21 protein-coding genes and 1 riboswitch are annotated in these 25,413 nt (G+C 57.3%); of the genes, 11 read left to right on the plus strand and 10 right to left on the minus strand.

Annotation, left to right across the window (positions count from 1 at the left end; translation table 11 throughout):
- Positions 1-204 precede the first annotated feature (204 nt).
- Both sodA and MHZ89_RS19680 read left to right on the plus strand, forming a co-directional pair.
- Complete coding sequence (gene sodA / locus MHZ89_RS19675; RefSeq protein WP_120457808.1) at positions 205-822, plus strand: superoxide dismutase [Mn]; 618 nt, start codon at positions 205-207, stop codon at positions 820-822.
- A 182-nt stretch (positions 823-1,004) separates the two neighbouring features.
- Entirely contained in the window at positions 1,005-1,967 is a 963-nt protein-coding gene (locus MHZ89_RS19680) for a VirK/YbjX family protein (RefSeq protein ID WP_311784371.1), read from the plus strand.
- Between the two features lie 8 nt (positions 1,968-1,975).
- Here MHZ89_RS19680 and MHZ89_RS19685 read toward each other — a convergent pair whose 3' ends face one another.
- The 7 genes from MHZ89_RS19685 to argE form a co-directional block, all read right to left on the minus strand.
- Entirely contained in the window at positions 1,976-2,338 is a 363-nt protein-coding gene (locus tag MHZ89_RS19685; protein WP_120457812.1) for a YibL family ribosome-associated protein, read from the minus strand.
- Between the two features lie 87 nt (positions 2,339-2,425).
- On the minus strand, positions 2,426-2,959 hold the full coding sequence (locus tag MHZ89_RS19690; RefSeq protein ID WP_311784372.1) for an MltR family transcriptional regulator: 534 nt from the start codon (positions 2,957-2,959) through the stop codon (positions 2,426-2,428).
- An 82-nt stretch (positions 2,960-3,041) separates the two neighbouring features.
- Complete coding sequence (mtlD, locus tag MHZ89_RS19695; RefSeq protein ID WP_311784373.1) at positions 3,042-4,190, minus strand: mannitol-1-phosphate 5-dehydrogenase; 1,149 nt, start codon at positions 4,188-4,190, stop codon at positions 3,042-3,044.
- Between the two features lie 94 nt (positions 4,191-4,284).
- Positions 4,285-6,219, minus strand: coding sequence for a PTS mannitol transporter subunit IICBA (locus MHZ89_RS19700; RefSeq protein WP_311784374.1), 1,935 nt, complete (start codon positions 6,217-6,219; stop codon positions 4,285-4,287).
- 446 nt (positions 6,220-6,665) lie between these two features.
- On the minus strand, positions 6,666-7,382 hold the full coding sequence (locus tag MHZ89_RS19705; protein ID WP_120457820.1) for a DUF3053 domain-containing protein: 717 nt from the start codon (positions 7,380-7,382) through the stop codon (positions 6,666-6,668).
- 153 nt (positions 7,383-7,535) lie between these two features.
- Positions 7,536-10,187 (minus strand): phosphoenolpyruvate carboxylase, encoded by a 2,652-nt coding sequence (ppc, locus tag MHZ89_RS19710; protein WP_311784375.1) that lies wholly within the window; start codon positions 10,185-10,187, stop codon positions 7,536-7,538.
- A gap of 285 nt (positions 10,188-10,472) precedes the next feature.
- Positions 10,473-11,621 (minus strand): acetylornithine deacetylase, encoded by a 1,149-nt coding sequence (argE, locus tag MHZ89_RS19715; RefSeq protein WP_120457824.1) that lies wholly within the window; start codon positions 11,619-11,621, stop codon positions 10,473-10,475.
- Positions 11,622-11,789: 168 nt separating this feature from the next.
- On the opposite strand from argE, the gene argC reads away from it, so the two are divergent.
- The 4 genes from argC (at position 11,790) to argH (ending at position 16,289) form a co-directional block, all read left to right on the plus strand.
- Positions 11,790-12,794, plus strand: a complete 1,005-nt coding sequence (gene argC / locus MHZ89_RS19720; protein WP_311784376.1) for an N-acetyl-gamma-glutamyl-phosphate reductase — start codon at positions 11,790-11,792, stop codon at positions 12,792-12,794.
- A gap of 15 nt (positions 12,795-12,809) precedes the next feature.
- On the plus strand, positions 12,810-13,586 hold the full coding sequence (gene argB / locus MHZ89_RS19725; protein WP_120457827.1) for an acetylglutamate kinase: 777 nt from the start codon (positions 12,810-12,812) through the stop codon (positions 13,584-13,586).
- 23 nt (positions 13,587-13,609) lie between these two features.
- Positions 13,610-14,827: an argininosuccinate synthase gene (locus MHZ89_RS19730; RefSeq protein WP_120457829.1), complete on the plus strand. Its 1,218-nt coding sequence runs from the start codon at positions 13,610-13,612 to the stop codon at positions 14,825-14,827.
- Positions 14,828-14,915: 88 nt separating this feature from the next.
- Complete coding sequence (gene argH, locus MHZ89_RS19735; RefSeq protein WP_120457831.1) at positions 14,916-16,289, plus strand: argininosuccinate lyase; 1,374 nt, start codon at positions 14,916-14,918, stop codon at positions 16,287-16,289.
- 118 nt (positions 16,290-16,407) lie between these two features.
- Here the strand turns inward: argH and MHZ89_RS19740 are convergent, their stop codons facing one another.
- Positions 16,408-17,142, minus strand: coding sequence for a glutathione peroxidase (locus tag MHZ89_RS19740; RefSeq protein ID WP_311784377.1), 735 nt, complete (start codon positions 17,140-17,142; stop codon positions 16,408-16,410).
- Positions 17,143-17,268: 126 nt separating this feature from the next.
- Between MHZ89_RS19740 and oxyR the strand changes: the two genes are divergently transcribed.
- The gene (gene oxyR, locus MHZ89_RS19745) at positions 17,269-18,186 is read left to right on the plus strand and encodes a DNA-binding transcriptional regulator OxyR (protein ID WP_311784378.1); all 918 of its coding nucleotides are present in this window, start codon (positions 17,269-17,271) and stop codon (positions 18,184-18,186) included.
- Here oxyR and sthA read toward each other — a convergent pair.
- Positions 18,169-19,569, minus strand: a complete 1,401-nt coding sequence (sthA, locus tag MHZ89_RS19750; protein ID WP_120457837.1) for a Si-specific NAD(P)(+) transhydrogenase — start codon at positions 19,567-19,569, stop codon at positions 18,169-18,171. The genes oxyR and sthA overlap by 18 nt on opposite strands.
- Positions 19,570-19,760: 191 nt before the next feature.
- Here sthA and fabR point away from each other — a divergent pair, with 191 nt between their 5' ends.
- Positions 19,761-20,405, plus strand: coding sequence for an HTH-type transcriptional repressor FabR (gene fabR, locus MHZ89_RS19755; protein WP_120457839.1), 645 nt, complete (start codon positions 19,761-19,763; stop codon positions 20,403-20,405).
- A 16-nt stretch (positions 20,406-20,421) separates the two neighbouring features.
- Positions 20,422-20,778 (plus strand): YijD family membrane protein, encoded by a 357-nt coding sequence (locus tag MHZ89_RS19760; RefSeq protein WP_081140612.1) that lies wholly within the window; start codon positions 20,422-20,424, stop codon positions 20,776-20,778.
- Positions 20,779-20,912: 134 nt separating this feature from the next.
- Here the strand turns inward: MHZ89_RS19760 and trmA are convergent, their stop codons facing one another.
- A complete protein-coding gene (gene trmA / locus MHZ89_RS19765; protein WP_311784379.1) occupies positions 20,913-22,022 on the minus strand; it encodes a tRNA (uridine(54)-C5)-methyltransferase TrmA in 1,110 nt (369 codons plus the stop codon).
- Between the two features lie 110 nt (positions 22,023-22,132).
- Positions 22,133-22,314, plus strand: a riboswitch (cobalamin riboswitch).
- Positions 22,315-22,383: 69 nt separating this feature from the next.
- On the opposite strand from trmA, the gene btuB reads away from it, so the two are divergent.
- Both btuB and murI read left to right on the plus strand, forming a co-directional pair.
- On the plus strand, positions 22,384-24,264 hold the full coding sequence (gene btuB, locus MHZ89_RS19770) for a TonB-dependent vitamin B12 receptor BtuB (protein WP_311784380.1): 1,881 nt from the start codon (positions 22,384-22,386) through the stop codon (positions 24,262-24,264).
- Complete coding sequence (gene murI / locus MHZ89_RS19775; RefSeq protein ID WP_311784381.1) at positions 24,209-25,060, plus strand: glutamate racemase; 852 nt, start codon at positions 24,209-24,211, stop codon at positions 25,058-25,060. The genes btuB and murI overlap by 56 nt, the downstream gene beginning before the upstream one ends.
- The last annotated feature ends 353 nt before the right edge of the window (positions 25,061-25,413 follow it).

Consider the following 25,413-nt stretch of genomic DNA (forward strand, 5'->3'; position numbering starts at 1 on the left):
CATTACCGGTAACGCTGAAGCCGCACAGCAGTACCGGCAGTCTGTAAAAACAACAGGTTGTTTATAACAGATTTATCAAAACCTTATGTTTAATAGGGCATTGATTACCCTTTTCCGGATCATGAATTTAACTATAATGGTTCGACTGCTTACGCGGCACGCCATCGGGCGCCGCCGCCCAAATATGAAATGGAGAGGAAGAACATGAGTTATTCACTGCCATCTTTGCCTTACGCCTACGACGCACTGGAACCGCACTTCGACAAGCAGACGATGGAAATCCATCACACCAAACACCACCAGACCTACGTTAACAACGCTAACGCCGCGCTGGAAGGTACCGAATTCGCTGACCTGCCGGTTGACGAGCTGATCACCAAACTGGATCAGGTTCCGGCAGACAAAAAAACTGTGCTGCGCAACAATGCCGGCGGTCACGCTAACCACAGCCTGTTCTGGAAAGGCCTGAAAATCGGCACCACGCTGCAGGGCGACCTGAAAGCGGCTATCGAAAAAGATTTCGGCAGCTTTGAGAAATTCCAGGAAGAGTTTGAGAAAGCCGCTGCTACCCGCTTTGGTTCAGGCTGGGCGTGGCTGGTGAAAAAAGGCGACAAACTGGCCGTGGTCTCTACCGCTAACCAGGACAACCCGCTGATGGGCGAAGCGATTTCTGGCGCGTCAGGCTACCCGATCCTGGGCCTGGACGTGTGGGAGCACGCCTACTACCTGAAGTATCAGAACAAACGCCCTGACTACATCAAGGCGTTCTGGAACGTGGTGAACTGGGACGAAGCCGCAGCGCGTTTCGCCTCTGCAAAATAAGTTTGTCCGTTTAACAGCAAAAACCGGTGAAGCGATTCGCCGGTTTTTTTATGCCTGCAAAAGCAATAATTAAACCGCAGCTAAACATGCGCGCAGTTGTTTTTTAACCTTTCACGATATTAACCTTCCGTTGAATTTCACGCAGGTAGGCTAAATAACATTCCACAAGAGAATGTTACATCATGTCTATTATAACTACTCCTGCGCCGGCTCTTGAGTCGTCGGCTTCGCTGTTTTTTCGGTTAGTCAGCGGAAAATATATCCCTAATAAACTGTGGTTGAGTAAAGGTTTTCGCCTGAAGTTCGCCCTGAGAACCCTGGTGTTTCCCGTGACGACGCTGCGTTATCTTAACCAGCTTTCTCAGCTGCCCGATTTGCATCAGGTCATGAGCGTGCAGGGCTTATTGCCCGCTAAGCCGCATCGTCCCTATTTACGCGCCGGGATCAGCGTGGCGGCGCGCGCGCAGGCGATCCTTGACCACTATCAGCTGGTCGCGGCTTTGCACAATCCCCGGCTGCGGCAGCTGCTGCAAAGTCCCGGCGATAATCTGCTGGCGACGCTGCGCGGCAAAAATGATGAAACCTTCGAGCTTTTCTCCTGCCCGGGACGTTTCGATCGCGAAGGCGAGATTACGCTGGTGCTGCACTACCAGCATGAGGCGATCGCCTCGCTCTCTTTTTCGCTGATGAATGAAGCGGGCCAGCGCACCTTGCTGATCGGCGGTTTACAGGGGCCGCGCAAACATATCTCTAACGAGGTGATCCGCGAAGCGACGAAAGCAGCACACGGGCTGTTCCCCAAACGCATCGTTATGGAAGTGGTGTGTATGCTGGCGCAGCACTGCGCGGCGGAGAAAATCGTCGCCGTCGGCGATACCACGCATGTGTTTCGCAGCCTGCGCTATCGCCACAGCAAGAGCGATTATTTCTTTGCCAGCTACAGCGAGTTCTGGACATCGCTCGGCGGCGAAGCGCGCAAAGATGCGCTCTATGCGCTGCCGCTCAGTATGCCGCGCAAAGCGCTGGAGGAGATCGCCAGTAAGAAACGGGCTGAGTATCGTCGACGTTACGAACTGCTTGATGCGCTGGCGCAGCAGGTATCAGCTGCCGTCGGCCAGCGCGGAGAGGATCAGGCGGCCGCCTGATCCCAGGCTCAGAACGGCTTCTTCGCGAAGCCGGTCATCACCTTCAGACCCATTTCGCGGCCCAGCGCGGTCATGGGATGCACGACCACCAGGCCGCGTACGCTCTTCTTCAGCGTGCCCATGTCGGCCTGCTCTTTTTTGGTAATCTCGCGGCTGAACGGCAGATTTTGCAGCTTCTGCGCCTCCTGGCTCAGCTTGTCGTCGCGCTTGTCGCGCAGACGCTCGATCTCCGTAACCAGCGTCTCTTTCTCTTTCAGCAGCGCGCCCAGCTTCTCGGCGTCGCCTGACTCCAGCAGCTGCGGCTCTTTGCGGTTCAGGGCGTCCAGCTGATCGCTCAGACGTTTAATCTCGGCTTTTTCTTGCTCTTTCATGGCGAAAACTCGTTGTGGAAAACAGGCAAAGGATACACGAAAAGCGGCGCAGATTCGCGCGCGTCGATGGAGCGGGGCGCCTGAATCTCAGGCGCCGGGACGTTTGAACGCCTGTTTCAGGCTGATGCGCGAGATAAGTTCAGTCAGAGAAAGCACCATGGTCGAGCGCACCATCTGCAGATAGCGCTGCTGCTGCATGGCGCGCAGCTCGGCGTCGTCGGGATGAAAGTCCGGTTTCGGCGGCCACGCCGCCACACAGTGCAGCTCGCCGAACGGGCCGAGTATCTCATCGTCGGTAAAGCGATAGTCGCCCTGATCGTGATTTAGCTCTTCGCGCAGCGCCAGCAGCAGCTCGCAATCTTCATACTCATGGCGGTTGATAACGCCCAGACCGTAGATAAGCTTGAGGCGCACCGGCAGCTCGCCGAGCGGGCCATCGCCCAGCAGCAGCGGCTCAACCGCATATTTCACCGCGTAGTCGTCCTTGCGAAACACCTGCAGCACCAGCAGATTGACTGCTTCGGCCAACAGTTCGACGGCAGCGATCAGGAAGCTTCTCACCGAACGTCCGGCGTTCAGGCGCTCAAGCACCCGGTTTTCAAAAGCTTGCTTCTCTTCCATTGTCGCCTGCAGAATTCTGATACCCTCAACGGGCGCAGCGTCGCTGCGCCCGTACCGCTTGTGCGTGACCAACACGCGACTGTTATGCCATCGCGTTGTACGCGCTGACCGCCGCCGCCACCACGTCGCTGTCGGCATCCAGACCGGATACCTGCGCCAGCGTCGCCTGCGGGCCTTTCTCGTTAATCAGTGCCTCCAGCTCCTGAGCCTGGGGATCCTGCGCGCTGCGGTAGTGCATTGCGGCGGCGATGCCCTGCACCAGATGCGCATTCGGCAGCTGATACTCCAGCGTGCCCAGCGTAGGTTTAATCAGACGATCGCCCGCGCTCAGTTTACGCAGCGGCTGACGGCCTACACGCTCTACGTCGTCCTTCAGGTAAGGATTTTCGAAGCGCCCCAGGATTTTCTCGATATAGGCGGCGTGCTTGTCGGCGTCGAATCCATAGCGCTTGATCAGTACTGCGCCGCTCTCTTCCATCGCGCCTTTGACTACCGCGCGGATTTTCTCATCCAGGATAGCGTCGCGAATAGTCTGATGACCGGCGAGCTGGCCAAGATAGGCGGTGATCGCGTGGCCGGTGTTCAGGGTAAAGAGTTTGCGCTCGACGAAAGCCATCAGGTTATCGGTAAGCTCCATACCTGCGATAGTGGGCAGCTCGCCTTTGAACTGGGTTTTATCAACAATCCACTCGCTGAAGGTTTCAACAGTTACTTCCAGCGGATCGTTGCTGCCCGCTTCGGACGGCGGCACGATACGGTCTACGGCGGAATCAACGAAGCCGACATGCTGCTCAACCCAGGCGTGGTGCTGCTCCGGCAACGCTTTCAGCACATGCTGTTTTAGCTGGCTGGTGCCGCGCACCATGTTTTCACAGGCGATAATATTGAGCGGTCGGTCGTTGCCTGCTTCCTGACGTTTCGCCAGGCCTTTTGCCACGCTGCCCGCGATGCGCTCAAGGATCTGCGGCCCGACTGCGGTAGTGACCAGATCAACGTCCGCAACCAGCGCAATGATATCATCGCTGGTGCTGTTAACGGCGCTGACGCCCTTCACGATTTCCACTTTTGCCTGCTCGCCAACTACATGTACTGGATATTCATGACGCGCGTTCAGTGCATCCAGCACCACCTGGTTGACATCGGCAAACACCAGCTCAATGCCTGCATCCGCCAGCAGTTTGCCGATGAAACCACGACCGATATTACCTGCTCCAAAATGTAACGCTTTCATAATATTGACCCATATCAAATGACGATGGGGCGGGCATGTCCGCCCCGGAAATCGGGACGGGCATACCCGCCCCAGGGAAAATCACGCAGGACGTTTAGGCGGTCGCCGGGCTGCCCGACAGCAGATCCAGCACTTCCTGCACGCTGTTGGTGTGCGCCAGCTTCTCGATGACGCTTTCGTCGTCCAGCGCATTCGTCAGGCTGGTGATGACCTGGATGTGCTCATTGTTACGCGCCGCGATGCCAATGACCAGACGCGCCACGTCATCCGCATCCTCGCCGAACAGTACGCCCTGCGGATACTGACAGAACACCACGCCCGTTTTCAATACGCGATCTTTCGCTTCCACTGTGCCATGCGGCACCGCAATTGACTCGCCCAGATAGGTTGGGGTGAGCTGTTCACGCGCCAGCATCGCTTCCACATATTCCGGCTGAACGTAGCCGCCTTTCACCAGCTGCTCGCCAGCGAAGCGGATCGCCTGCTCTTTATTGCTGGCGCTCAGGCCGAGGAAGACGTTGTCCGCGCCCAGTTTAAACAGATGGGCGTTGCTGGAGTCGTAGCTGTCCGCCAGCGCGGTCTGTACGGTTTCGCGATGTGTTTCGCTACGGTTCGCCGCAATCAGGCGATCGGTCAGGTTGGTGTAGAGCGCACTGTCGAGGAAGTTATTCAGCGAAATATGCTGCGCCTGCGGTGCCTGACGCATCGCGCGTTCGGTGAGGTCGCGGTGGGTAATCACCAGATCGACGTCGCCCGGCAGCGAGTTAATCGCGCTGTTGGTGACAGAGACATTCGTCAGTCCCGCATCCTGCACTTTCTTACGCAGCACGCCGGCGCCCATCGCGCTGGAACCCATCCCAGCGTCACAGGCGACAATGATTTTACGCACATGGCTGACATCAACGCTGTTGGCGTCAGCTACGACCGGCGCGCCCGCTACAGCCTGGCCTTTAGACTGCGCTTTCATCTCATGCATGCGTTTAGTGGCCGCTTCGATATCGTCTTCTTCTTTAACTTTGCTGGTTTTCAGCAGAATAGAGGAGACGACGAAGGAGACGGCAAAGGCCGCGATAATCGCCGCGATGTTGGCGAAGTAGGCACCTTTCGGCGTCATCGCCAGCACTGCCAGGATTGAGCCTGGAGAAGCCGGAGAGACCAGACCGCCATTAAGCAGCGTCAGGGTGAAGACGCCGGTCATGCCACCCAGGATTACCGCCAGCAGCAGACGTGGTGCCATCAGCACGTACGGGAAGTAGATTTCGTGAATACCGCCGAGGAAGTGGATGATCGCCGCGCCGCCCGCAGACTGTTTAGCGCTGCCGCGGCCAAAGAGCATATAAGCGACCAGCACGCCCATACCCGGGCCTGGGTTTGCTTCAATCAGGAAGAAGATTGATTTGCCCGCTTCACTTGCCTGCTGGATGCCCAGCGGCGAGAAGATGCCGTGGTTAATGGCGTTATTGAGGAACAGGATTTTCGCCGGCTCAACAAAAATCGAGGTCAGCGGCAGCAGGTTGTGCTGCACCATCAGGTTGACGCCTGCGGCGAGAATATGCGACAGACCTTCTACCAGCGGACCGATAGCCAGAAACGCCAGCAGCGCCAGCAACATGCCGATAATGCCGGCAGAGAAGTTGTTGACCAGCATTTCGAAACCGCTTTTGATTTTACCGTCAACGGCGCGGTCGAAAGATTTGATCGCCCAGCCACCCAGCGGACCGGCAATCATTGAGCCAAGGAACATCGGCATATCGGCGCCGACGATCACGCCCATTGTTGTGATCGCGCCGACTACACCGCCGCGATCGCCACCAACCAGACGACCACCGGTGAAACCGATCAGCAGCGGCAGCAGGTAGGTGATCATCGGGCCGACCAGCTTCGCCAGCGTCGCGTTAGGAATCCATCCGGTTGGGATGAACAGCGCAGTGATGATACCCCATGCGATAAACGCACCGATGTTAGGCATCACCATATTACTCAGAAAGCGACCAAAGCTCTGAACCTTGACCTTGACTGATGAGGACATAAAGCCACCCCTTATCGAGACGCGCTGCAATAAGAGAGCGCGTTTGTTTTTGTTAAGCCAGCACGGCGGAAAGCCGTCGCTATTACTGTATGCACGCGGACTCTATCACGCGAATATGAAGCTGCGTAGCGGCCGGTCTAAGTGTGATGCAGATCACCTAATTCGGGTGGGGGCAGGGGGCATTTTAGTGAGGAAGATCACATAATAAACGTGTAAAAAAACCACAATGGCTATTTTTTCGCCGCAAAACTGACCTAAATGTGAAGAACATCACGTTTAAGGGTGTTTGGTTTGTTTCATATATGTGACTAAGATCACAAACTATTTTTGGTCGAAAATGCGCCAGATCACACTCCTGACGAGGCGCTTATCGGGCTGGCGAAAATCTGAAAGGAAGCGACGCTGTAGAAGCCGGGGCAAGCCTGAGGCTCGCCCCGGAAGAGGTGTTACTGCAAACCGCTCTGAACGGCAGTCTGCGCCTGCGTTAACGCCTGCGCATTGGCGGAGATGGTGCTCATCAGGGCGTTATATTGCGTTACCTGATCCGGCGTCGGGAACTGAACGGCATTGTTGTTGAAGCTTACGCGCGGTCCCTGCTGCTGCAGGAAGTCGCCCGCCTGCGCCGCGCCCTGGCTCAGCGCCTGCAGCTTCGGCAGCAGCGGCACCAGCTGGCTGGCTGGCTGCGTCACGACTTTATCGTAAACGGTGTCGTAAACCTTTTTCAGATCCTCTTCCTGCTTAAGCGCGGCTTTGCTGCTGTCCGCCTGCATTTTGGCGCTCTCCAGCTGCTGCGTCACAATGACCAGCGCGCCGTTCGCCTGGCGGAGCGCGTCACGGCGCGTCAGGTAATCCTGCGGAACGTGGATCGCCGACAGCTCATCGACGACCGGGCGCATGCCCTGATCTATCGCTTTATTCACCTGCTGGGAAAAACCGTAAAGAATGGCGTAGTCGCCTGCATATTTACCAAAATTCTGCTTCTGACTTTCGCTCAGGCTTGGCAGGTGTTCGCCGCTGCGCATGACGGTATTTTGCAGGAAGTCGATAAAGGCTTTGCGCTGATCGCCCTCTTTGTCGCCGCACGCGGTGAGGTTAAGCACCAGCAGCGCGGCGCCGAGCAACATGCCGGTACGCATCCAGATGCGAGAAATTCCTGATGCCATAAGGCAACTCCTGTAAATGAGAATGTGGATAACTGAGGAATGGTCCTAAAGAATAGAGCAAAGTAGCGCCCAGGCACAACGCTCGCAAGCGCGAAACAGGCAGCAGAACAGAGGTTTCCGGGCAGGGGGCCTGCCCGGGAGTGGTCAGGAAGATTAACCGGTGTTGCGCATACCCGCCGCTACGCCCGCGATGGTCACCATCAGCGCCTGCTCGACGCGCGGATCGACCTCTTCGCCGCGCGCTTCCTGGGCGCGTGAACGCTGCAGCAGCTCCGCCTGCAACACGTTGAGCGGATCGGTGTAGACGTTGCGCAGCGCGATCGACTCGGCTATCCACGGCTGATCCGCCATCAGATGCGCGTCGTTGGCGATGGTCAGCACTGCTTTAATATCGGCGTCAAGCTGGTCGCGTAGCTGTTTGCCCAGCGGCCACAATGTTTTGTCCACCAGACGCTGATCGTAATATTCCGCCAGCCACAGGTCAGCTTTGGCGAACACCATTTCCAGCATTCCCAGACGCGTAGAGAAAAATGGCCAGTCGCGGCACATCGCTTCCAGCTGATCCTGATGACCCTCCTCCATCGCTTTTTGCAACGCCGCGCCCGCGCCGAGCCAGGCGGGCAGCATCAGACGGTTCTGTGTCCAGGCGAAGATCCAGGGAATGGCGCGCAGCGACTCGACGCCGCCGGTCGGGCGACGCTTGGCCGGACGTGAACCGAGCGGCAGTTTGCCCAGCTCCTGCTCCGGCGTGGCGGAGCGGAAGTAGGGCACGAAGTCTGGATTTTCGCGTACGTAGCCGCGATACATAGCGCAGGAGTGCGCCGAAAGCTGATCCATAATGCTGTGCCACTCTTTCTTCGGCTCCGGCGGCGGCAGCAGGTTAGCTTCCAGAATCGCGGCGGTGTAGAGCGACAGGCTGGCGATGGTGACTTCTGGCAGACCATATTTAAAGCGGATCATTTCGCCCTGTTCAGTCACGCGCAGGCCGCCTTTCAGGCTGCCCGGCGGCTGCGACAGCAGCGCCGCATGGGCAGGGGCGCCGCCGCGGCCGATACTGCCGCCGCGTCCGTGGAACAGCGTCAGCGCGATACCGGCTTTCTCGCAGGTTTTGATAAGCGCGTCCTGCGCCTGATACTGCGCCCAGCTGGCGGCCATTACGCCGGCGTCTTTCGCCGAGTCGGAATAGCCAATCATCACCATCTGTTTGCCCTGGATAAAACCGCGATACCAGTCGATGCTCAGCAGCTGGCTCATCACGTCGTTGGCGTTGTTGAGGTCGTCGAGGGTTTCAAACAGCGGCGCGACCGGCATGGCGAAGTTAATACCTGCTTCTTTCAGCAGCAGATGCACAGCCAGCACGTCGGACGGGGTTTTCGCCATGGAGATCACGTAGGCCGCGATAGAGCCTTGCGGCGCCTCGGCGGCGACGCGGCAGGTTTCCAGCACTTCGCGCGTTTCGTCGCTCGGCTCCCAGTGACGCGGCAGCAGCGGACGCTTGGAGTTCAGCTCGCGCACCAGGAAAGCCTGTTTATCCGCTTCCGACCAGCTTTCATAGTCGCCGAGGCCGAGATAGCGGGTCACTTCTGCAATCGCTTCGGTATGGCGCGTACTCTCCTGACGCAGATCGATGCGCACCAGCGGCACGCCGAAGCACTTCACGCGGCGCAGCGTATCCAGCAGCTGACCGTTGGCGATAATGCCCATATCGCACTGCTGCAGCGACTGGTAAATAGCGTAAAGCGGCTCCCACAGCTGATCGTTGGAAACCAGCAGATCGGCCGGGCGCGGCAGACGCTCGCCTTTCAGGCGGCGTTCAAGCCAGGATTGCGTCGTAAGCAGCTGGCTGCGCATACGCTTCAGGATGACGCGGTAAGGCTCAATCGCCTCTGGATCGCCGCACAGCTCGCGTACCTCTTCGCTGCATTCAGACATTGAAAGCTCAGAGATCAGCACGCCGATATCGCGTAAAAAGAGATCGGCGGCTTTCCAGCGGCTGAGCTGCATGGCGTGGCGCGTTACCGTGGCGGTAACGTTCGGGTTGCCGTCGCGGTCGCCGCCCATCCAGGAGGTGAATTTTACCGGTACGAAATCTACCGGCAGTTTGACGCCGAACGCCTCTTCAACCTGCTCGTTCAGCTCGCGCAAAAAAGCAGGCACGCCTTCCCACAGGCTGTTCTCCACCACGGCGAAGCCCCATTTAGCTTCGTCGATCGGCGTTGGGCGATATTTACGGATCTCATCGGTGTGCCACGCCTGCGCCACCAGTTGACGCAGGCGGCGCATAATCTGGTTGCGTTCATAGTCTGAGATATCGCTATGATCGAGCTGCTTCAGGCAGCTGTTTACTTCGACCAGCTTATGGATCAGCGTGCGGCGGGTGATCTCTGTCGGGTGCGCAGTCAGCACCAGCTCCAGCGACAGCGACTCGATCGCTGCGCGAATATCGCTTTCGCTGACGTCAGGCTGCTGCTTAAGGCGATCGAAGGTGGTTTTCAGCAGTTCGGGATGGTTCGCGCCATCGCCGCTGCGTGAAATGGTCTGATACTGTTCGGCGACGTTGGTCAGGTTAAGAAACTGGCTAAAAGCGCGCGCCACAGGCAGCAGTTCGTCATTCGACAGATTTTGCAGCGTGTTAAGCAGTTCCTTGCGATGAGTGTCATTTCCCGCACGGGATGACTTTGAGAGTTTGCGGATAGTCTCCACCCGGTCGAGGATGTTCTCTCCTAGTGCATCCTTGATCGTATCCCCGAGCAGTTTGCCGAGCATACTGACATTACTTCGCATTGCGGAATATTGTTCGTTCATGTGACCCTGACACCCTTATCGTCTTTTTAAACTTCTACACCCACAGCGCGCGGCAAAGCCGGAACTGCATGAGTAATCACCCACCGGGCATAACATCGGCTTTTATCTAGCCACGTAAACCCGGCGCCGTCAATGCGCTTGAGCGCCCGGTAACATTCATCTAACTAGCGGAAATTCAAAGATTTTAATTTGACGGGAGCGGGATAAGTTATTCTTATCAACAAATCCCGCGTTTAGATCAGGAAATTTGCTTTCTTAACAGTCAATTGCCCTGTTTATTGCGAATCAGTGGCAAAAATGCTGTACAACCTGCGCGATCAGCGACCGAGTTGGCTTAATAAATGCGGTATCGATAAATTCATCAGGCTGGTGCGCCTGGTTAATCGATCCCGGCCCCAGAACCAGCGTCGGACACAGTTCCTGGATAAAGGGCGCTTCGGTGCAGTAGTTGACGACTTCGGTCGGCGTGCCGAGCAGTTTTTCCACCACGGCGACCAGTTCGTGATTGGCCGGACATTCGTAGCCTGGAATCGGCGGGTGCAGCTCGCCGACGGTGAGGCGCCCTGGCCAGCGTGCGCTGACCGGTGCCAGCGACTCGTTCAGCAGCCCTTCCAGATCGCTTAGCGTCAGGCCCGGCAGCGGACGAATATCCATGTGCAGCTCGCAGCATGCGCAGATGCGGTTCGCCGCGTCACCGCCGTGAATATGGCCAAAGTTCATGGTGGGATAAGGGATCGCGAAACCGTCGTGGTGATAACGCTCTTTCAGGGTATTGCGCAGCTGCATCAGATGACCGATGGCATCGTGCATCAGCTCGATGGCGTTGACGCCGCGTGCCGGATCGCTGGAGTGGCCCGACTGGCCCTGTACGCGGATAACGTGTGACAGATGGCCCTTGTGCGCGCGCACCGGCTTCAGCGAGGTCGGCTCGCCGATAATGGCGCAGTCGGGACGAATGTTCGCCGTTTCAGAAAAATATTTCGCGCCCGCCATAGTGGTCTCTTCATCAGCCGTGGCAAGAATATAGAGCGGCTTGCTGAGTTTGCTGACGTCTACGTCGCGCAGCGTGTCGAGAATAAACGCGAAGAAGCCTTTCATGTCGGCGGTGCCCAGCCCGTAGAGCTTGTTGTCGTGCTCCGTCAGGGTAAAGGGATCGCGCGTCCAGCGCCCGTCGTCGAAAGGCACCGTGTCGGTATGTCCCGCCAGCAGCAGGCCGCCCGCGCCGCTGCCGGTGCGTGCCAGCATATTAAATTTATGGCGCGTGCCCGGTACGGGCTGCACTTCAACGCTGAAGCCCAGGTCGCGAAACCAGCCTGCCAGTAAATTGATTAAAGTTTCATTGCTCTGATCCAGTGCCGCATCGGTCGCGCTGATGGTCGGAGTGGCGATCAGCTGGCGGTAGAGTTCGATAAAAGGCGGTAATTTTGTCTTCACTGTTGACGGTCCTTGAGTTAGGATGTATCAATATTCATGCAGTAATAGTGAATAAAAATACATTAACGCCGGTTGGCTGGGAAGCAGAAATCCTCCGCAAACGGCATCGTGGGCAACGGGGCAAGGCCGCGACCCGGAACGTGTGACTGTAAAAAGGTATACAGCCTGATGTTGAATACGCTGATCGTTGGCGCCAGTGGTTACGCTGGCGTAGAGCTCGCCACCTTCCTCAATCGTCATCCACATATGAACATAACCGCTTTGGCGGTTTCAGCGCAAAGCCCGGATGCCGGAAAGCGTCTGTCAGATCTGCATCCGCAGCTGAAAGGCGTGGTGGATCTGCCGCTGCAGCCGTTGAGCAGCGCGGCCGAGTGGGCAGACAAGGTTGATGTGGTGTTTCTGGCGACCGCGCATGAAGTCAGCCACGATCTGGCGCCAGCCTTCCTCGAAGCGGGTTGCGTCGTGTTTGATCTCTCCGGCGCGTTCCGCGTTAACGACAGCGAATTTTATCAGCGCTATTACGGCTTCACTCATCAGCACAGCGACTGGCTTGATAAAGCGGTTTACGGCCTGGCGGAGTGGAACCATGACAAAGTCAAAGAGGCGCAGCTGGTGGCGGTGCCGGGTTGCTATCCCACCGCGGCGCAGCTGGCGCTTAAACCGCTGGTTGACGGCGAACTACTTAACGCCGATCAGTGGCCGGTGATTAACGCCACCAGCGGCGTAAGCGGCGCAGGACGCAAGGCGAGCGTCACCACCAGCTTTTGTGAAGTGAGCCTGCAGCCATACGGTCTGTTTAATCATCGCCACCACCCGGAAATCGTCGCGCATCTCGGCGCGCCGGTAATTTTTACGCCGCATCTCGGCAACTTCCCGCGTGGCATTCTGGCGACCATCACCTGTCGCCTGAAGCCGGGCGTCAGCCATGACGACGTTGCGGCGGCGTTCCACCGCGCCTATCACGACAAGCCGCTGGTGCGCGTCTATGAGCAGGGCGTGCCGGCGCTGAAAGCGGTTATCGGCCAGCCGTTCTGCGATATCGGCTTCGCGGTGCAGGGCGAGCATCTGATCGTCGTCGCGGCGGAAGATAATCTGCTGAAAGGTGCTGCCTCGCAGGCGGTGCAGTGTATGAATATTCGCTTCGGCTTCCCTGAAACGCAGTCACTGATTTAACGGACAAGGATGCATATGACAACTCCATTAATTATCAAACTGGGCGGCGTGCTGCTCGACAGCGAAGAAGCGCTGGCGCGGCTGTTCGACGCACTGCTGGCCTGGCGCAGCGCACATCAGCGCCCGCTGATGATCGTTCACGGCGGCGGCTGCGTGGTTGACGAGCTGATGAAAAAGCTTTCGCTGCCGGTGAAGAAGAAGAACGGCCTGCGCGTAACGCCTGCCGACCAGATCGACATTATTACCGGTGCGCTGGCGGGTACGGCCAATAAAACCCTGCTCGCCTGGGCGAAAAAATATGGCATTAAAGCGGTCGGCCTGAGTCTGGGCGACGCCGATCTGGTCAGCGTGGCGCAGCTTGATGAAGAGCTGGGGCACGTCGGCCACGCCGAACCGGGCGATCCAGCGCTGATTAACACGCTGCTGGCTGCAGGCTATATGCCGATCGTCAGCTCTATCGGCATTACCGACGGCGGCGAGCTGATGAACGTCAATGCCGACCAGGCGGCGACCGCGCTGGCGGCCACGCTGGGTGCCGATCTGGTGCTGCTCTCCGACGTGAGCGGCATCCTCGACGGCAAAGGCCAGCGCATCGAAGAGATGACGGCCGCAAAAGCGGAGCAGCTGATCGCGCAAGGCATCATTACTGATGGCATGATTGTAAAAGTAAACGCGGCGCTCGACGCGGCGCGTACGCTGGGCCGCCCGGTGGATATCGCCAGCTGGCGCCACGCGGAGCAGCTGCCTGACCTGTTTAACGGCGTGTCGATCGGCACCCGGATCCTCGCTTAACGACTTAGATTTAGGATGACGACATGAGCACGCAAAATATCAAAAAAATCGTACTGGCATATTCCGGCGGCCTGGATACTTCCGCCATTATTCCCTGGCTGAAAGAGAACTACGGCGGCTGTGAAGTGGTGGCGTTCGTGGCGGATATCGGTCAGGAGCGTAGCGATCTGGAAGGCGTGGAGAAGAAAGCGCTGCAGTCTGGCGCGTCTGAGTGCCACGTTGTCGATTTGCGTGAAGAGTTTATCAGCGACTACGTTTATCCGGTGCTGCAGACCGGCGCACTCTATGAAGGCACCTATCTGCTGGGTACCTCAATGGCGCGTCCGATTATCGCCAAAGCCCAGGTAGAACTGGCGCTGAAAGTGGGCGCAGACGCGCTGTGCCACGGCGCGACCGGCAAAGGTAACGACCAGGTGCGTTTCGAGACCACCTACACCGCGCTGGCGCCGCAGCTGAAAGTGGTCGCGCCGTGGCGTGAATGGAACCTGCGTTCGCGTGAAGCGCTGCTGGACTATCTGAAAGAGCGCAACATTCCGACCACCGCGTCACTGGAAAAAATTTACAGCCGCGACGAGAACGCCTGGCATATCTCTACCGAAGGCGGCGTGCTGGAGAGTCCGTCTAACGCGCCGAACAAAGATTGCTGGGTATGGACCGTCGATCCGCTGGAGGCGCCGGATCAGCCGGAAAACGTCACCGTTACCGTGGAAAAAGGGCGCGTTGTGGCGGTGAACGGCGAAAGGCTGAGTCCGTTCCAGTGTCTGGAAGCGCTCAACGCTATCGGCGCGAAACACGGCGTGGGCCGTATCGACATCGTGGAAAACCGTCTGGTGGGCATCAAGTCGCGCGGCTGCTACGAAACTCCTGGCGGCACCATTATGGTGAACGCGCTGCGCGCGGTTGAGCAGCTGGTACTGGATCGCGACAGCTTCAAATGGCGCGAGCAGCTGGGCCATGAGATGTCTTACGTTGTCTACGACGGCCGCTGGTTCGCGCCGCTGCGTAAGTCAATCCAGGCCGCCGCCGAGTCGCTGGCTGAAGAGGTAAACGGCGAAGTGGTGCTGCAGCTCTATAAAGGTCAGGCGACGGCGATCCAGAAACGCTCCTCTAACAGCCTCTACTCAGAAGAGTTCGCCACCTTCGGCGAAGACGAGGTTTACGATCACCGTCATGCAGGCGGCTTTATCCGTCTGTTCTCGCTCTCTTCGCGCATCCGCGCCCTGAACGAGCAGAAGAAGTAATAGCTGGCGAGGCGTACGCCTCGCCCAACCAGATTTCGCAGGGGCGGCTTCGGGCCGCCTCTTGTTTAAGGATTGAAAGGAGTTTCACATGGCACTTTGGGGCGGACGTTTTACCCAGGCAGCAGACCAACGTTTCAAACAGTTCAACGATTCGCTGCGCTTCGACTATCGTCTGGCGGAGCAGGATATTGTCGGCTCCATCGCCTGGTCCAAAGCGCTGGTGACGGTCAACGTGCTGAGCGGCGACGAGCAGCAGCAGCTGGAGCAGGCGCTGAATGCGCTGCTGACCGAGGTGCAGGCGAATCCAGAACAGATTCTGCAAAGCGACGCCGAAGATATTCACAGCTGGGTTGAAGGCCAGCTGATCGAAAAAGTCGGCGCGCTGGGCAAAAAGCTTCATACCGGCCGCAGCCGTAACGATCAGGTCGCGACCGATCTGAAACTCTGGTGCAAAGCGCAGGTTGAGGTGCTGCTGGGCGCCACGCGCGAACTGCAGCAGGCGCTGGTGGCAACCGCCGAAGCGAATCAGGATGCGGTCATGCCGGGCTACACGCACCTGCAGCGCGCGCAGCCGGTTACCTTCGCGCACTGGTGTCTGGCCTATGTTGAGATGCTGGCGCGTGACGAAAGCCGTCTGCAGGATACCCTGAAGCGCCTCGACGTTAGCCCGCTCGGCTGCGGCGCGCTGGCGGGCACCGCCTACGAAATCGATCGCGAGCAGCTGGCTGGCTGGCTGGGCTTCGCCTCCGCGACGCGCAACAGTCTGGATACCGTTTCCGATCGCGACCATGTGCTGGAGCTGCTGTCTGACGCCTCTATCGGCATGGTGCATCTGTCGCGCTTCGCAGAAGATTTAATTTTCTTCAATACCGGCGAGGCGGGCTTCGTGGAGCTGTCTGACAAAGTAACATCCGGCTCGTCGCTGATGCCGCAGAAGAAAAACCCGGACGCCCTGGAGCTGATCCGCGGCAAATGCGGCCGCGTGCAGGGCGCGCTGACCGGCATGATGATGACGCTGAAAGGACTGCCGCTCGCCTACAATAAAGATATGCAGGAAGACAAAGAGGGGCTGTTCGACGCGCTCGATACCTGGCTGGACTGCCTGCATATGTCGGCGCTGGTGCTGGATGGCATTCAGGTGAAACGTCCGCGCTGCCAGGAAGCGGCAGAGCAGGGCTACGCCAACTCAACCGAGCTGGCCGACTATCTGGTGGCGAAGGGCGTGCCCTTCCGTGAAGCGCACCATATCGTGGGCGAAGCGGTAGTCGAAGCGATCAAACAGGGCGTGGCGCTGGAAGCGCTGTCGCTGGCGCAGCTAAAGCAGTTTAGCGCGACCATTGAAGAGGACGTTTACGCTATTCTGGCGCTGCGCTCTTGCCTGGAAAAAAGGAATGCGAAAGGAGGCGTCGCGCCGCAGCAGGTCGCGTCTGCCATCGCCGAGGCGAAACAGCGTCTCGCCTGATCGACAGGCAAAAAAAAGGCGGGCAACAATTGCCCGCTAACCTCTAGCTTCGGAATTTCATTTTTTATTTTAGGCACATCATCAGAGGGCCAGCGCTCCGGCTGACACTGTGATTCTTTTACGCTGACAGCAGGTACTGCTCCAGATCGTCGCTGCCGCCGATATGGCGACCGCCGATAAAGACCTGCGGCACCGTGGCGCGGCCTGAAACGGCGCGCAGGCTGACGGTGGTAGCATCCTGACCCAGCACAATCTCTTCGAACGGCATGTTGTTATCGATCAGCATCTGTTTCGCTTTGGTGCAGAACGGACAGCCTGGTTTGGTAAAGAGCGAGACGGACTCCTGCACTTTAAATTCCGGCGCCAGATAGCGCAGCAGGGTGTCGGCGTCAGAGACCTCAAAGGGATCGCCCGGCTTGTTCGGCTCAACGAACATCTTCTCAATTACGCCGTTACGCACCAGCATCGAATAACGCCATGAGCGCGCGCCAAAACCAACGTCCGATTTCTCGACCAGCATCTCCATCCCGCGCGTAAACTCGCCGTTGCCATCCGGAATAAAGGTAATATTTTCCGCGCGCTGCTCTGCTTTCCACGCGTTCATCACAAAGGTGTCGTTAACCGACACGCACAGGATGCTGTCAACGCCATGCTGCGCAAATACGCTGTAGAGCTCGTTATAGCGCGGCAAATGACTTGAAGAACAGGTGGGCGTAAAGGCGCCCGGCAGTGAAAAAACGATAACCGTCTTGTCTCTGAACAGCTCATCTGTAGTAACGTCTACCCAGCGATCGCCCTGGCGGGTGTGAAATACGACCTGCGGAACGGCTTTACCTTCCTGAGTTGCAAACATATTTTCTCCTTGAGAGCGAATCGCCTGAATTTGCTGCGTGCATTATTCTCATCATTGCTTGATAGGGCTAATCGTTCATTGCTATCCTATCTATCGCCACGGGCTATCGTGGTCTGGAGGATAACAATGAACATTCGCGATCTTGAATATCTGGTTTCGCTTGCTGAGCATCGCCATTTCCGCCGCGCGGCGGACGCATGCCACGTCAGCCAGCCGACGCTAAGCGGACAGATCCGCAAGCTGGAAGATGAGCTGGGCGTTATGCTGCTGGAGCGAACCAGCCGTAAAGTGTTGTTCACCCAGGCGGGCATGCTGCTGGTCGATCAGGCGCGCACCGTGCTGCGGGAAGTTAAAGTATTAAAAGAGATGGCAAGCCAGCAGGGCGAAGCCATGTCCGGCCCACTGCATATCGGGCTGATCCCTACCACAGGACCCTATCTGCTGCCGCAAATTATTCCTATGCTGCACCAGACTTTCCCCAAGCTTGAGATGTATCTGCACGAGGCCCAGACGCAGCAACTGCTGGCGCAGCTCGACAGCGGCAAGCTCGACTGCGCAATTCTGGCGCTGGTCAAAGAGAGCGAGGCCTTTATTGAGGTGCCGCTGTTCGACGAGCCGATGAGGCTGGCGGTCTATCAGGATCATCCGTGGCACGATCGCGATCGCGTCCCGATGTCCGATCTGGCGGGCGAAAAGCTGCTTATGCTGGAAGATGGCCACTGCCTGCGCGATCAGGCGATGGGATTCTGCTTTGAAGCAGGCGCTGACGAGGATACGCATTTCCGCGCCACCAGCCTGGAGACGCTGCGCAATATGGTCGCGGCCGGAAGTGGCATCACGCTGCTGCCCGCGCTGGCGGTGCCGCAGGAGCGCGTGCGCGACGGCGTATGCTATCTGCCCTGTTATAAGCCTGTGCCGCAGCGCACTATCGCGCTGGTCTATCGTCCCGGTTCGCCTCTGCGCAGCCGCTATGAGCAGCTGGCAGAAGCGATTCGCACGCACATGCAAGGCTATCTCAACAGCACGTTAAAACAGGCGGTTTAAGCCGTTCAACGCGGCCACGCGATAGGCTTCGGCCATGGTGGGGTAGTTAAAGGTGGTATTTACGAAGTACTCAATCGTATTGCCGCCGTTTTTCTGCTCCATAATCGCCTGTCCGATGTGAATGATTTCGGCCGCGCGCTCGCCAAAGCAGTGAATGCCCAGGATCTCTTTGGTTTCGCGGTGGAACAGAATTTTCAGGCTGCCCACGTTCATGCCGACAATCTGCGCGCGCGCCAGATGCTTAAACTGCGCGCGTCCCACTTCATAAGGCACTTTCATCGCCGTCAGCTGCTGCTCGGTTTTGCCCACGGAGCTGATTTCCGGAATGGTATAGATACCGGTCGGGATATCTTCCACCAGGTGCGCGCTGGCTTCGCCTTTGATAATCGCCTGCGCGGCGATGCGGCCCTGATCGTAGGCGGCTGACGCAAGGCTCGGGTAGCCGATCACGTCGCCCACCGCATAGATATGCGGCTGCGCAGTCTGATACATGCTGTTTACCTTCAGCAGGCCGCGTCCGTCCGCCTCCAGCCCGACATTCTCCAGCGCCAGCGAATCGGTGTTGCCGGTACGGCCGTTAGCGTAGAGCAGGCAGTCGGCTTTCACTTTTTTGCCTGACTTCAGGTGCATAATAACGCCGTCGTCAACGCCTTCGATTTTCTCAAACTCTTCGTTATGGCGGATCACGACGCCGCTGTTCCAGAAGTGGTAAGAGAGCGAATCTGACATCTCCTGATCGAGAAACGCCAGCAAACGGTCGCGGGTGTTGATGAGATCGACCTTGACGTTCAGCCCGCGGAAAATCGATGCATATTCACAGCCGATCACGCCCGCGCCGTAGATAATGACGTGGCCCGGTTCGTGGTGCAGATTGAGGATAGAGTCGGAGTCGTAAATGCGCGGGTGGGTAAAATCAACATCCGCCGGATGATAAGGACGGGAGCCGCAGGCGATAACGAATTTCTCCGCCGTCAGGCGCTCGCGCGTGCCGTCATAGTGCTCGACTTCAATCGTATTGGCATCAATAAAGTGGGCGTTGCCCTGAAAGAGTTCGCAGCGATTGCGCTCGTAAAAGCCCTGGCGCATCGCGGTCTGCTGGCTGATGACGTTTTCCGTATGGTTAAGGATATCAGCGAATGAGGAGCGCAGCAGTCGGGTGTGATCGCTGTAGAGCGGATTTTGGTTGAATTCGATAATGCGACTGACTGCATGGCGAAGCGCTTTGGAGGGAATGGTGCCCCAGTGGGTACAACCGCCGCCGATGTTATGGTAGCGTTCGATCACTGCAATGCGCGCTCCCTGCTTCACCAGGCCCATGGCTGCACCTTCACCTCCAGGACCGGAGCCAATCACGATGGCATCGTAATCGTAAGACTTTTGCATACCAGTACGTCCTATTTTCTATACATTTTTACAACGAGATTCTAACATCTCGCCGCGCACTTCTGAATTCTAACAGTGAAATTCCCCTCCGTTTGACAAAGAGTGAGGTTAACAGGCGGTCACAAACTTTGCCCTTATGTACGCTGAAATTTTGTTATAGTGCCTCTTCAACTCGTCACAAGGCAGAGAGAATGGGCGTCAGAGCGCAACAAAAAGAACGTACAAGACGTACGCTGATCGAAGCGGCATTTAGCCAGCTTAGCGCCGAACGCAGTTTTGCCAGTTTAAGTTTGCGTGAGGTTGCCAGGGAGGCCGGTATCGCGCCCACCTCTTTTTATCGTCATTTTAAGGATGTCGATGAGCTTGGTTTGACGATGGTCGATGAGAGCGGTTTGATGCTGCGCCAGCTGATGCGTCAGGCGCGTCAGCGTATTGCTAAAGGCGGCAGCATAATTAAAACCTCGGTCTCCACCTTTATGGAGTTCATCGGCAACAATCCCAACGCATTTCGGCTGCTGCTGCGCGAGCGTTCTGGCACTTCTGCCGCGTTTCGTGCCGCCGTCGCGCGTGAAATTCAGCATTTTATCGCCGAACTGGCAGACTACCTTGAGGTGGAAAACCGTATGCCGCGCAGCTTTACCGAGGCGCAGGCGGAAGCGATGGTGACTATTGTCTTTAGCGCAGGCGCGGAAGCGCTGGATGTCGATATCGAACAGCGACGCAAGCTGGAGGATCGCCTGGTGCTGCAGCTGCGCATGATCGCTAAAGGCGCTTATTACTGGTATCGCCGTGAGCAGGAGCGGCTGGCGGTTACCCTGGAAAAAACCGAAGAGTAAACGATAAGGATAAGCCATGACACAACCGACCTCCCGCGATAAAGGCACCCTGCTGCTGGCTTTTATTACCGGCTTAGCGATTAACGGCTCATTTTCTGTGCTGTTTAGCGCCTTTGTTCCTTTTTCTATCTTTCCGATTATCGCGTTAGGCCTTGCGGTCTGGAGCCTGCACCAGCGTTATCTGAACCGCAATATGCCGGACGGCATGCCGGGTCTGGCAGCGGCGTTTTTCCTGCTGGGCATTCTGGTGTATAGCGCGCTGGTGCGCGCCGAGTATCCGGATATCGGCTCTAACTTTATTCCGACGCTGCTGATGGTGGCGCTGGTGTTCTGGATCGGCGTTAAGATGAAGCGTCGTAAGAACAACGACTGACAGATAAACGGGAACCTGAGGTTCCCGTTTTATTTGGTGGCCGATCGCGCCAGCGCCATGCATTTTTGTCGCTGGCGCGGGCCGCTTTGCTCTTCCGCCCGCACTACCTGCGTTTGCGTGAGTCTGCGCCTGCTCTATTTATCGCTTCTACGCGTCAGCCACACGCCGCACTCCATATGGTGCGTATAGGGGAACTGATCGAACAGCGCCAGACGGGAAACCTCATGCGTCTGCGCCAGCGTTTGCAGGTTGTCGCACAGCGTCTCAGGATTGCAGGAGATATAAAGGATACGCGGATAGGCCTGCACCATCTTCACCGTCTCCTCATCCAGGCCGCTGCGCGGCGGATCGACAAAGATGGTTTCGCATTCATAGCTCTTCAGGTCGATGCCCTGTAAGCGATTAAAGCTGCGTACACCGTTCATCGCCTGGGTAAACTCTTCCGCCGCCATGCGGATAATCTGCACGTTATCGATCTGGTTGGCTTCGATATTGAACTGCGCCGCCGCGACCGAAGGCTTGGCGATCTCCGTCGCCAGCACGCGGCGGAAATTGCGCGCCAGCGCCAGCGAAAAGTTACCGTTGCCGCAGTAAAGCTCCAGCAAATCGCCGCGCGATCCCTGGGTCACGTCCAGCGCCCACTCCAGCATCTGAATATTCATCGCTGCATTGGGCTGCGTGAAGCTGTTCTCTACCTGTCGGTAGATCATTTCGCGGCCCGCCACCGGCAACCGCTCGTCGATAAAATCGCGGTCGAGACAAATTTTGGTTTTCGTGGCGCGGCCGATCAGCTGCACCGCATAGCCCTGTGCGCGCAGCTTGTCGCGCAGGGCGCTCGCCGCCTCAATCCAGTCCGCTTCCAGCTTACGGTGGTAAAGCAGCGAGATAACAATCTCATTGCTCATCGTCGAGAGATAGTCGATCTGAAACAGCTTGTGGCGCAATACGCGGTTATCGCGGATCGCCGCGATCATTTCCGGCATCAGCGCGTTAATCAGTTCGCTGGCGGCGGGAAAACGATCGACGCGAATACGCTGCCGCGTCGCCTGATCGAAGATGATGTGATAAATATCGTCACCATCATGCCAGAGGCGAAACTCCGCGCGCATCCGGTAGTGGCTGACCGGCGAGCGAAACACCTCCACTTCAGGCGCGGCGAACGGCGTCATCATCGTCTGTAAACGGCTGACTTTTTCGGCCAGTTGCGCGTCGTACTGTTCGGTTGGGAGATGTTCGGGTGTCATGAGCGATCCTGGTTAATAGCAAACTTGCCGGGCGATTGTAGGCATTCACTTGGCGTTGTCCAGTCCTGCGCGCACCAGGAGGATGGAAGTCTGGACTTCCATTAAGACTCCTGTAGACTGCGTGCGCCGGCCTCAGCCTGAGTTAATAGGGAATCCAGTGCGAATCTGGAGCTGACGCGCAGCGGTAAGGAATGTCGTGGCGATCGCCTTGCAGACACTGTCCAGCTGGATGGGAAGTCTTCGCCATTTATGGTTCCCAGCCCGAAGACCTGCCGGTGTGACGTCGCAACTCGTACGGTCATCGCGTGCTATCGATCGTATGCCTGCGGCATCCTGCTTCGTCTTTTGGATGCTCATAAAAATGAAAAAACATTCCGCTTCGCTGTTCGCGTTTAGCGCAACGGCGCTTGCTCTCTGGGCGCAACCTGGTTTCGCTCAGAATGATGATGATACGCAAGTTGTCACCGCTAACCGTTTCGCCCAGCCGGTATCCTCGGTGCTGGCGCCTGCGACGGTGGTTACGCGCGCTGAGATTGACCGCTGGCAGGCGAAAAGCCTGACCGATGTGATGCGCCGTTTGCCTGGCGTCGATGTCGCGCAGAACGGCGGTATCGGGCAGAGCAGCTCGCTGTTTATTCGCGGCACCAATTCCAGCCATGTCCTGATCCTGATTGACGGCATTCGCCTCAACCAGGCGGGTATCTCCGGCTCTTCCGATCTCAGCCAGATTCCGCTTTCGCTGGTGCAGCGTATCGAATATATCCGCGGGGCGCGCTCGGCGGTCTATGGTTCAGACGCTATCGGCGGCGTGGTGAATATTATCACCGGCCGCGCACAGCCTGGCACCACGCTGACCGCAGGCGTCGGCTCAAAAGGCTATCAGTCTTATGACGGCTCGACGCAGCAGATGCTGGGCGACGCCACAAAGCTGACGCTGGCTGGCAACTACACCTATACCCGCGGCTTTGACGTCGGCGCGGGCTACCCTAACGACTATGGCCCGGCGCAGGGCGACAGAGATGGTTTTATGAGTAAGACCCTCTATGGCAACCTTGAGCATCAGTTCAGCGATGAGCTGAGCGGCTTTGTGCGCGGCTATGGTTTCGACAACCGCACCGCCTATGATGGCTCCTACAGCTACGACAGCAGCTATACCCATATCGTCGGCCTTGCAGACACGCGCCAGCTTTATAGCCAGACCTGGGATACCGGCCTGCGTTTCAATCGGGATATCTATTCGACGCAGCTGATCGCCAGCTACAGCCGCACCAAAGATATCAATTACGATCCGCGTAATGGCCGCTATGGCGACGCCTCTACTTTTGACGACGTTACGCAATACAACCTGCAGTGGGGCAATACCGTACAGGTTGGGCAGGGCGCGATTAGCGGCGGCGTCGACTGGCAAAAAGAGACTACCGAACCGGGCACCAACTATCTGGCGGATGGATATGAGCAGCGCAACACCGGTGTCTATCTGACCGGGCAGCAGCAGTTCGGCAGCGTTACCCTCGAAGGAGCGGTGCGCGGCGACAATAATAACCAGTTCGGCTGGCACAATACCTGGCAAACCGCCGCCTCCTGGGAATTTATTTCAGGCTACCGCGCCTTCGCCTCTTACGGCACCGCCTTTAAAGCGCCCAACCTGTCCCAGGTGTATAGCACGAGCTATGGTAATCCCGATCTCGATCCGGAAAAGAGCAAGCAGTGGGAAGGGGGTTTCGAAGGGCTGACCGGAGCGGTTAACTGGCGGGTATCGGGTTATCGCAACGACATTGATAACCTTATCGACAGCGATCCGACCACCTATCGCTACTACAACATCAATAAAGCGCGTATTAAAGGCGTTGAGGCGACCGCTTCGTTCGATACCGGCCCGCTAGGCCATCAGATCTCCTACGACTACGTTGACGCGCGCGACGGCGAGACCAATGAACAGCTGGTACGCCGCGCAAAACAACAGGTTAAGTATCAGCTCGACTGGACTGTTTATGACTTTGACTGGTCGGTGACCTACCACTATCTGGGCGACCGCTTTGATAATGACTTCAACAGCTATCCTACCCGTCGCGTAAAACTGGGGGGCGTGAGCCTGTGGGATCTCGCGGTGTCGTATCCGGTCACATCTCAGCTGACGGTTCGTGGTAGAATTGCCAACCTGTTTGATAAAGATTACGAGACAGTGTATGGCTATCAAACTCCAGGAACGGAGTATTACCTTAGCGCCAGCTACAGCTTCTGATTTGCGTCCCACCGTACTGGTGTTTGACTCCGGCGTGGGTGGGCTCTCTGTCTATGATGAGGTCCGGCAGCTACTGCCGGATCTGCATTATCTCTATGCTTTCGATAACGCTGGCTTTCCTTATGGAGAGAAGAGCGAAGAGTATATTGTCGAGCGCGTCGTCGATATCGTCGGCGCGATTGCCAGTCGTCATCCGCTTTCCCTTTGCATTATTGCCTGCAATACCGCCAGTACGGTCTCCTTGCCGGCGCTGCGCGCGCGCTTCGATTTTCCCGTCGTCGGCGTCGTGCCAGCGATTAAGCCAGCGGCGCGTCTGACGCGTAACGGCGTGGTGGGTCTGCTGGCGACGCGTGCGACGGTGCGTCGTCCTTATACGCACGATCTCGTGGCGCAGTTTGCCACCTCTTGCCGAATTGCCATGCTGGGTTCGGCGGAGCTGGTGGAGCTGGCAGAACAGAAGCTTCATGGGCAGGCTATTGCCTTGCAGGATGTACGGCAGGTTGTTCAACCCTGGCTGCGGATGGCGGAGCCGCCGGATACGGTCGTATTGGGATGCACGCATTTTCCTTTACTGCGTGAAGAACTACAGCAGGTATTGCCTGAAGGCACGCGTCTGATCGATTCGGGCGCGGCGATAGCCCGTCGAACGGCCTGGCTGCTGGAACATGAGGCGCCAGGCGTGCGCTCTTCGCAGGCTAACTGCGCGTTTTGCACCGAGCTTGACAGCGAAGCGCTGCAATTATCGCCGGTTCTACAGCGTTATGGCTTCCCTTCGCTGGAAAAAGTGGCGGTTTAAGGCTGTTTTGCTGAAAAAAACGACACTCAGAAATTAATTTGAAATTAGCACTTGTCAGCCGGAAAGAACTCCCTATAATGCGCCTCCACTGACACGGCACAACGGCTTACGGAATGCGGTGTTAAGTAAGATTCGGCAAGGTACGAATCGTCAGGAAAGCAAAAATAAATGCTTGACTGATAAAGCGGAAAGCGTAATATACGCAGCCCGCGCCGCTGAATAATCGCGGCATGCTCTTTAACAATTTATCAGACAATCTGTGTGGGCACTCGCAGGACAGATATCAAAAAGTCTACGGACTTTAAAAATATCAAGTCTCAAGAGTGAACACGTAATTCATTACGAAGTTTAAT

The organism is Pantoea sp. ACRSB (genome assembly GCF_022346905.1).
In the GTDB taxonomy this organism is placed as follows: Bacteria; Pseudomonadota; Gammaproteobacteria; order Enterobacterales; family Enterobacteriaceae; genus Pantoea; species Pantoea piersonii.

Coding starts and splice junctions, on each gene's coding strand:
- sodA (WP_120457808.1), top strand. CDS start 205: ATGAGTTATTCACTGCCATCTTTGCCTTACGCCTACGACGCACTGGAA.
- MHZ89_RS19680 (WP_311784371.1), top strand. CDS start 1,005: ATGTCTATTATAACTACTCCTGCGCCGGCTCTTGAGTCGTCGGCTTCG.
- MHZ89_RS19685 (WP_120457812.1), bottom strand. CDS start 2,338: ATGAAAGAGCAAGAAAAAGCCGAGATTAAACGTCTGAGCGATCAGCTG.
- MHZ89_RS19690 (WP_311784372.1), bottom strand. CDS start 2,959: ATGGAAGAGAAGCAAGCTTTTGAAAACCGGGTGCTTGAGCGCCTGAAC.
- mtlD (WP_311784373.1), bottom strand. CDS start 4,190: ATGAAAGCGTTACATTTTGGAGCAGGTAATATCGGTCGTGGTTTCATC.
- MHZ89_RS19700 (WP_311784374.1), bottom strand. CDS start 6,219: ATGTCCTCATCAGTCAAGGTCAAGGTTCAGAGCTTTGGTCGCTTTCTG.
- MHZ89_RS19705 (WP_120457820.1), bottom strand. CDS start 7,382: ATGGCATCAGGAATTTCTCGCATCTGGATGCGTACCGGCATGTTGCTC.
- ppc (WP_311784375.1), bottom strand. CDS start 10,187: ATGAACGAACAATATTCCGCAATGCGAAGTAATGTCAGTATGCTCGGC.
- argC (WP_311784376.1), top strand. CDS start 11,790: ATGTTGAATACGCTGATCGTTGGCGCCAGTGGTTACGCTGGCGTAGAG.
- argB (WP_120457827.1), top strand. CDS start 12,810: ATGACAACTCCATTAATTATCAAACTGGGCGGCGTGCTGCTCGACAGC.
- MHZ89_RS19730 (WP_120457829.1), top strand. CDS start 13,610: ATGAGCACGCAAAATATCAAAAAAATCGTACTGGCATATTCCGGCGGC.
- argH (WP_120457831.1), top strand. CDS start 14,916: ATGGCACTTTGGGGCGGACGTTTTACCCAGGCAGCAGACCAACGTTTC.
- MHZ89_RS19740 (WP_311784377.1), bottom strand. CDS start 17,142: ATGTTTGCAACTCAGGAAGGTAAAGCCGTTCCGCAGGTCGTATTTCAC.
- oxyR (WP_311784378.1), top strand. CDS start 17,269: ATGAACATTCGCGATCTTGAATATCTGGTTTCGCTTGCTGAGCATCGC.
- sthA (WP_120457837.1), bottom strand. CDS start 19,569: ATGCAAAAGTCTTACGATTACGATGCCATCGTGATTGGCTCCGGTCCT.
- fabR (WP_120457839.1), top strand. CDS start 19,761: ATGGGCGTCAGAGCGCAACAAAAAGAACGTACAAGACGTACGCTGATC.
- MHZ89_RS19760 (WP_081140612.1), top strand. CDS start 20,422: ATGACACAACCGACCTCCCGCGATAAAGGCACCCTGCTGCTGGCTTTT.
- trmA (WP_311784379.1), bottom strand. CDS start 22,022: ATGACACCCGAACATCTCCCAACCGAACAGTACGACGCGCAACTGGCC.
- btuB (WP_311784380.1), top strand. CDS start 22,384: ATGAAAAAACATTCCGCTTCGCTGTTCGCGTTTAGCGCAACGGCGCTT.
- murI (WP_311784381.1), top strand. CDS start 24,209: ATGGCTATCAAACTCCAGGAACGGAGTATTACCTTAGCGCCAGCTACA.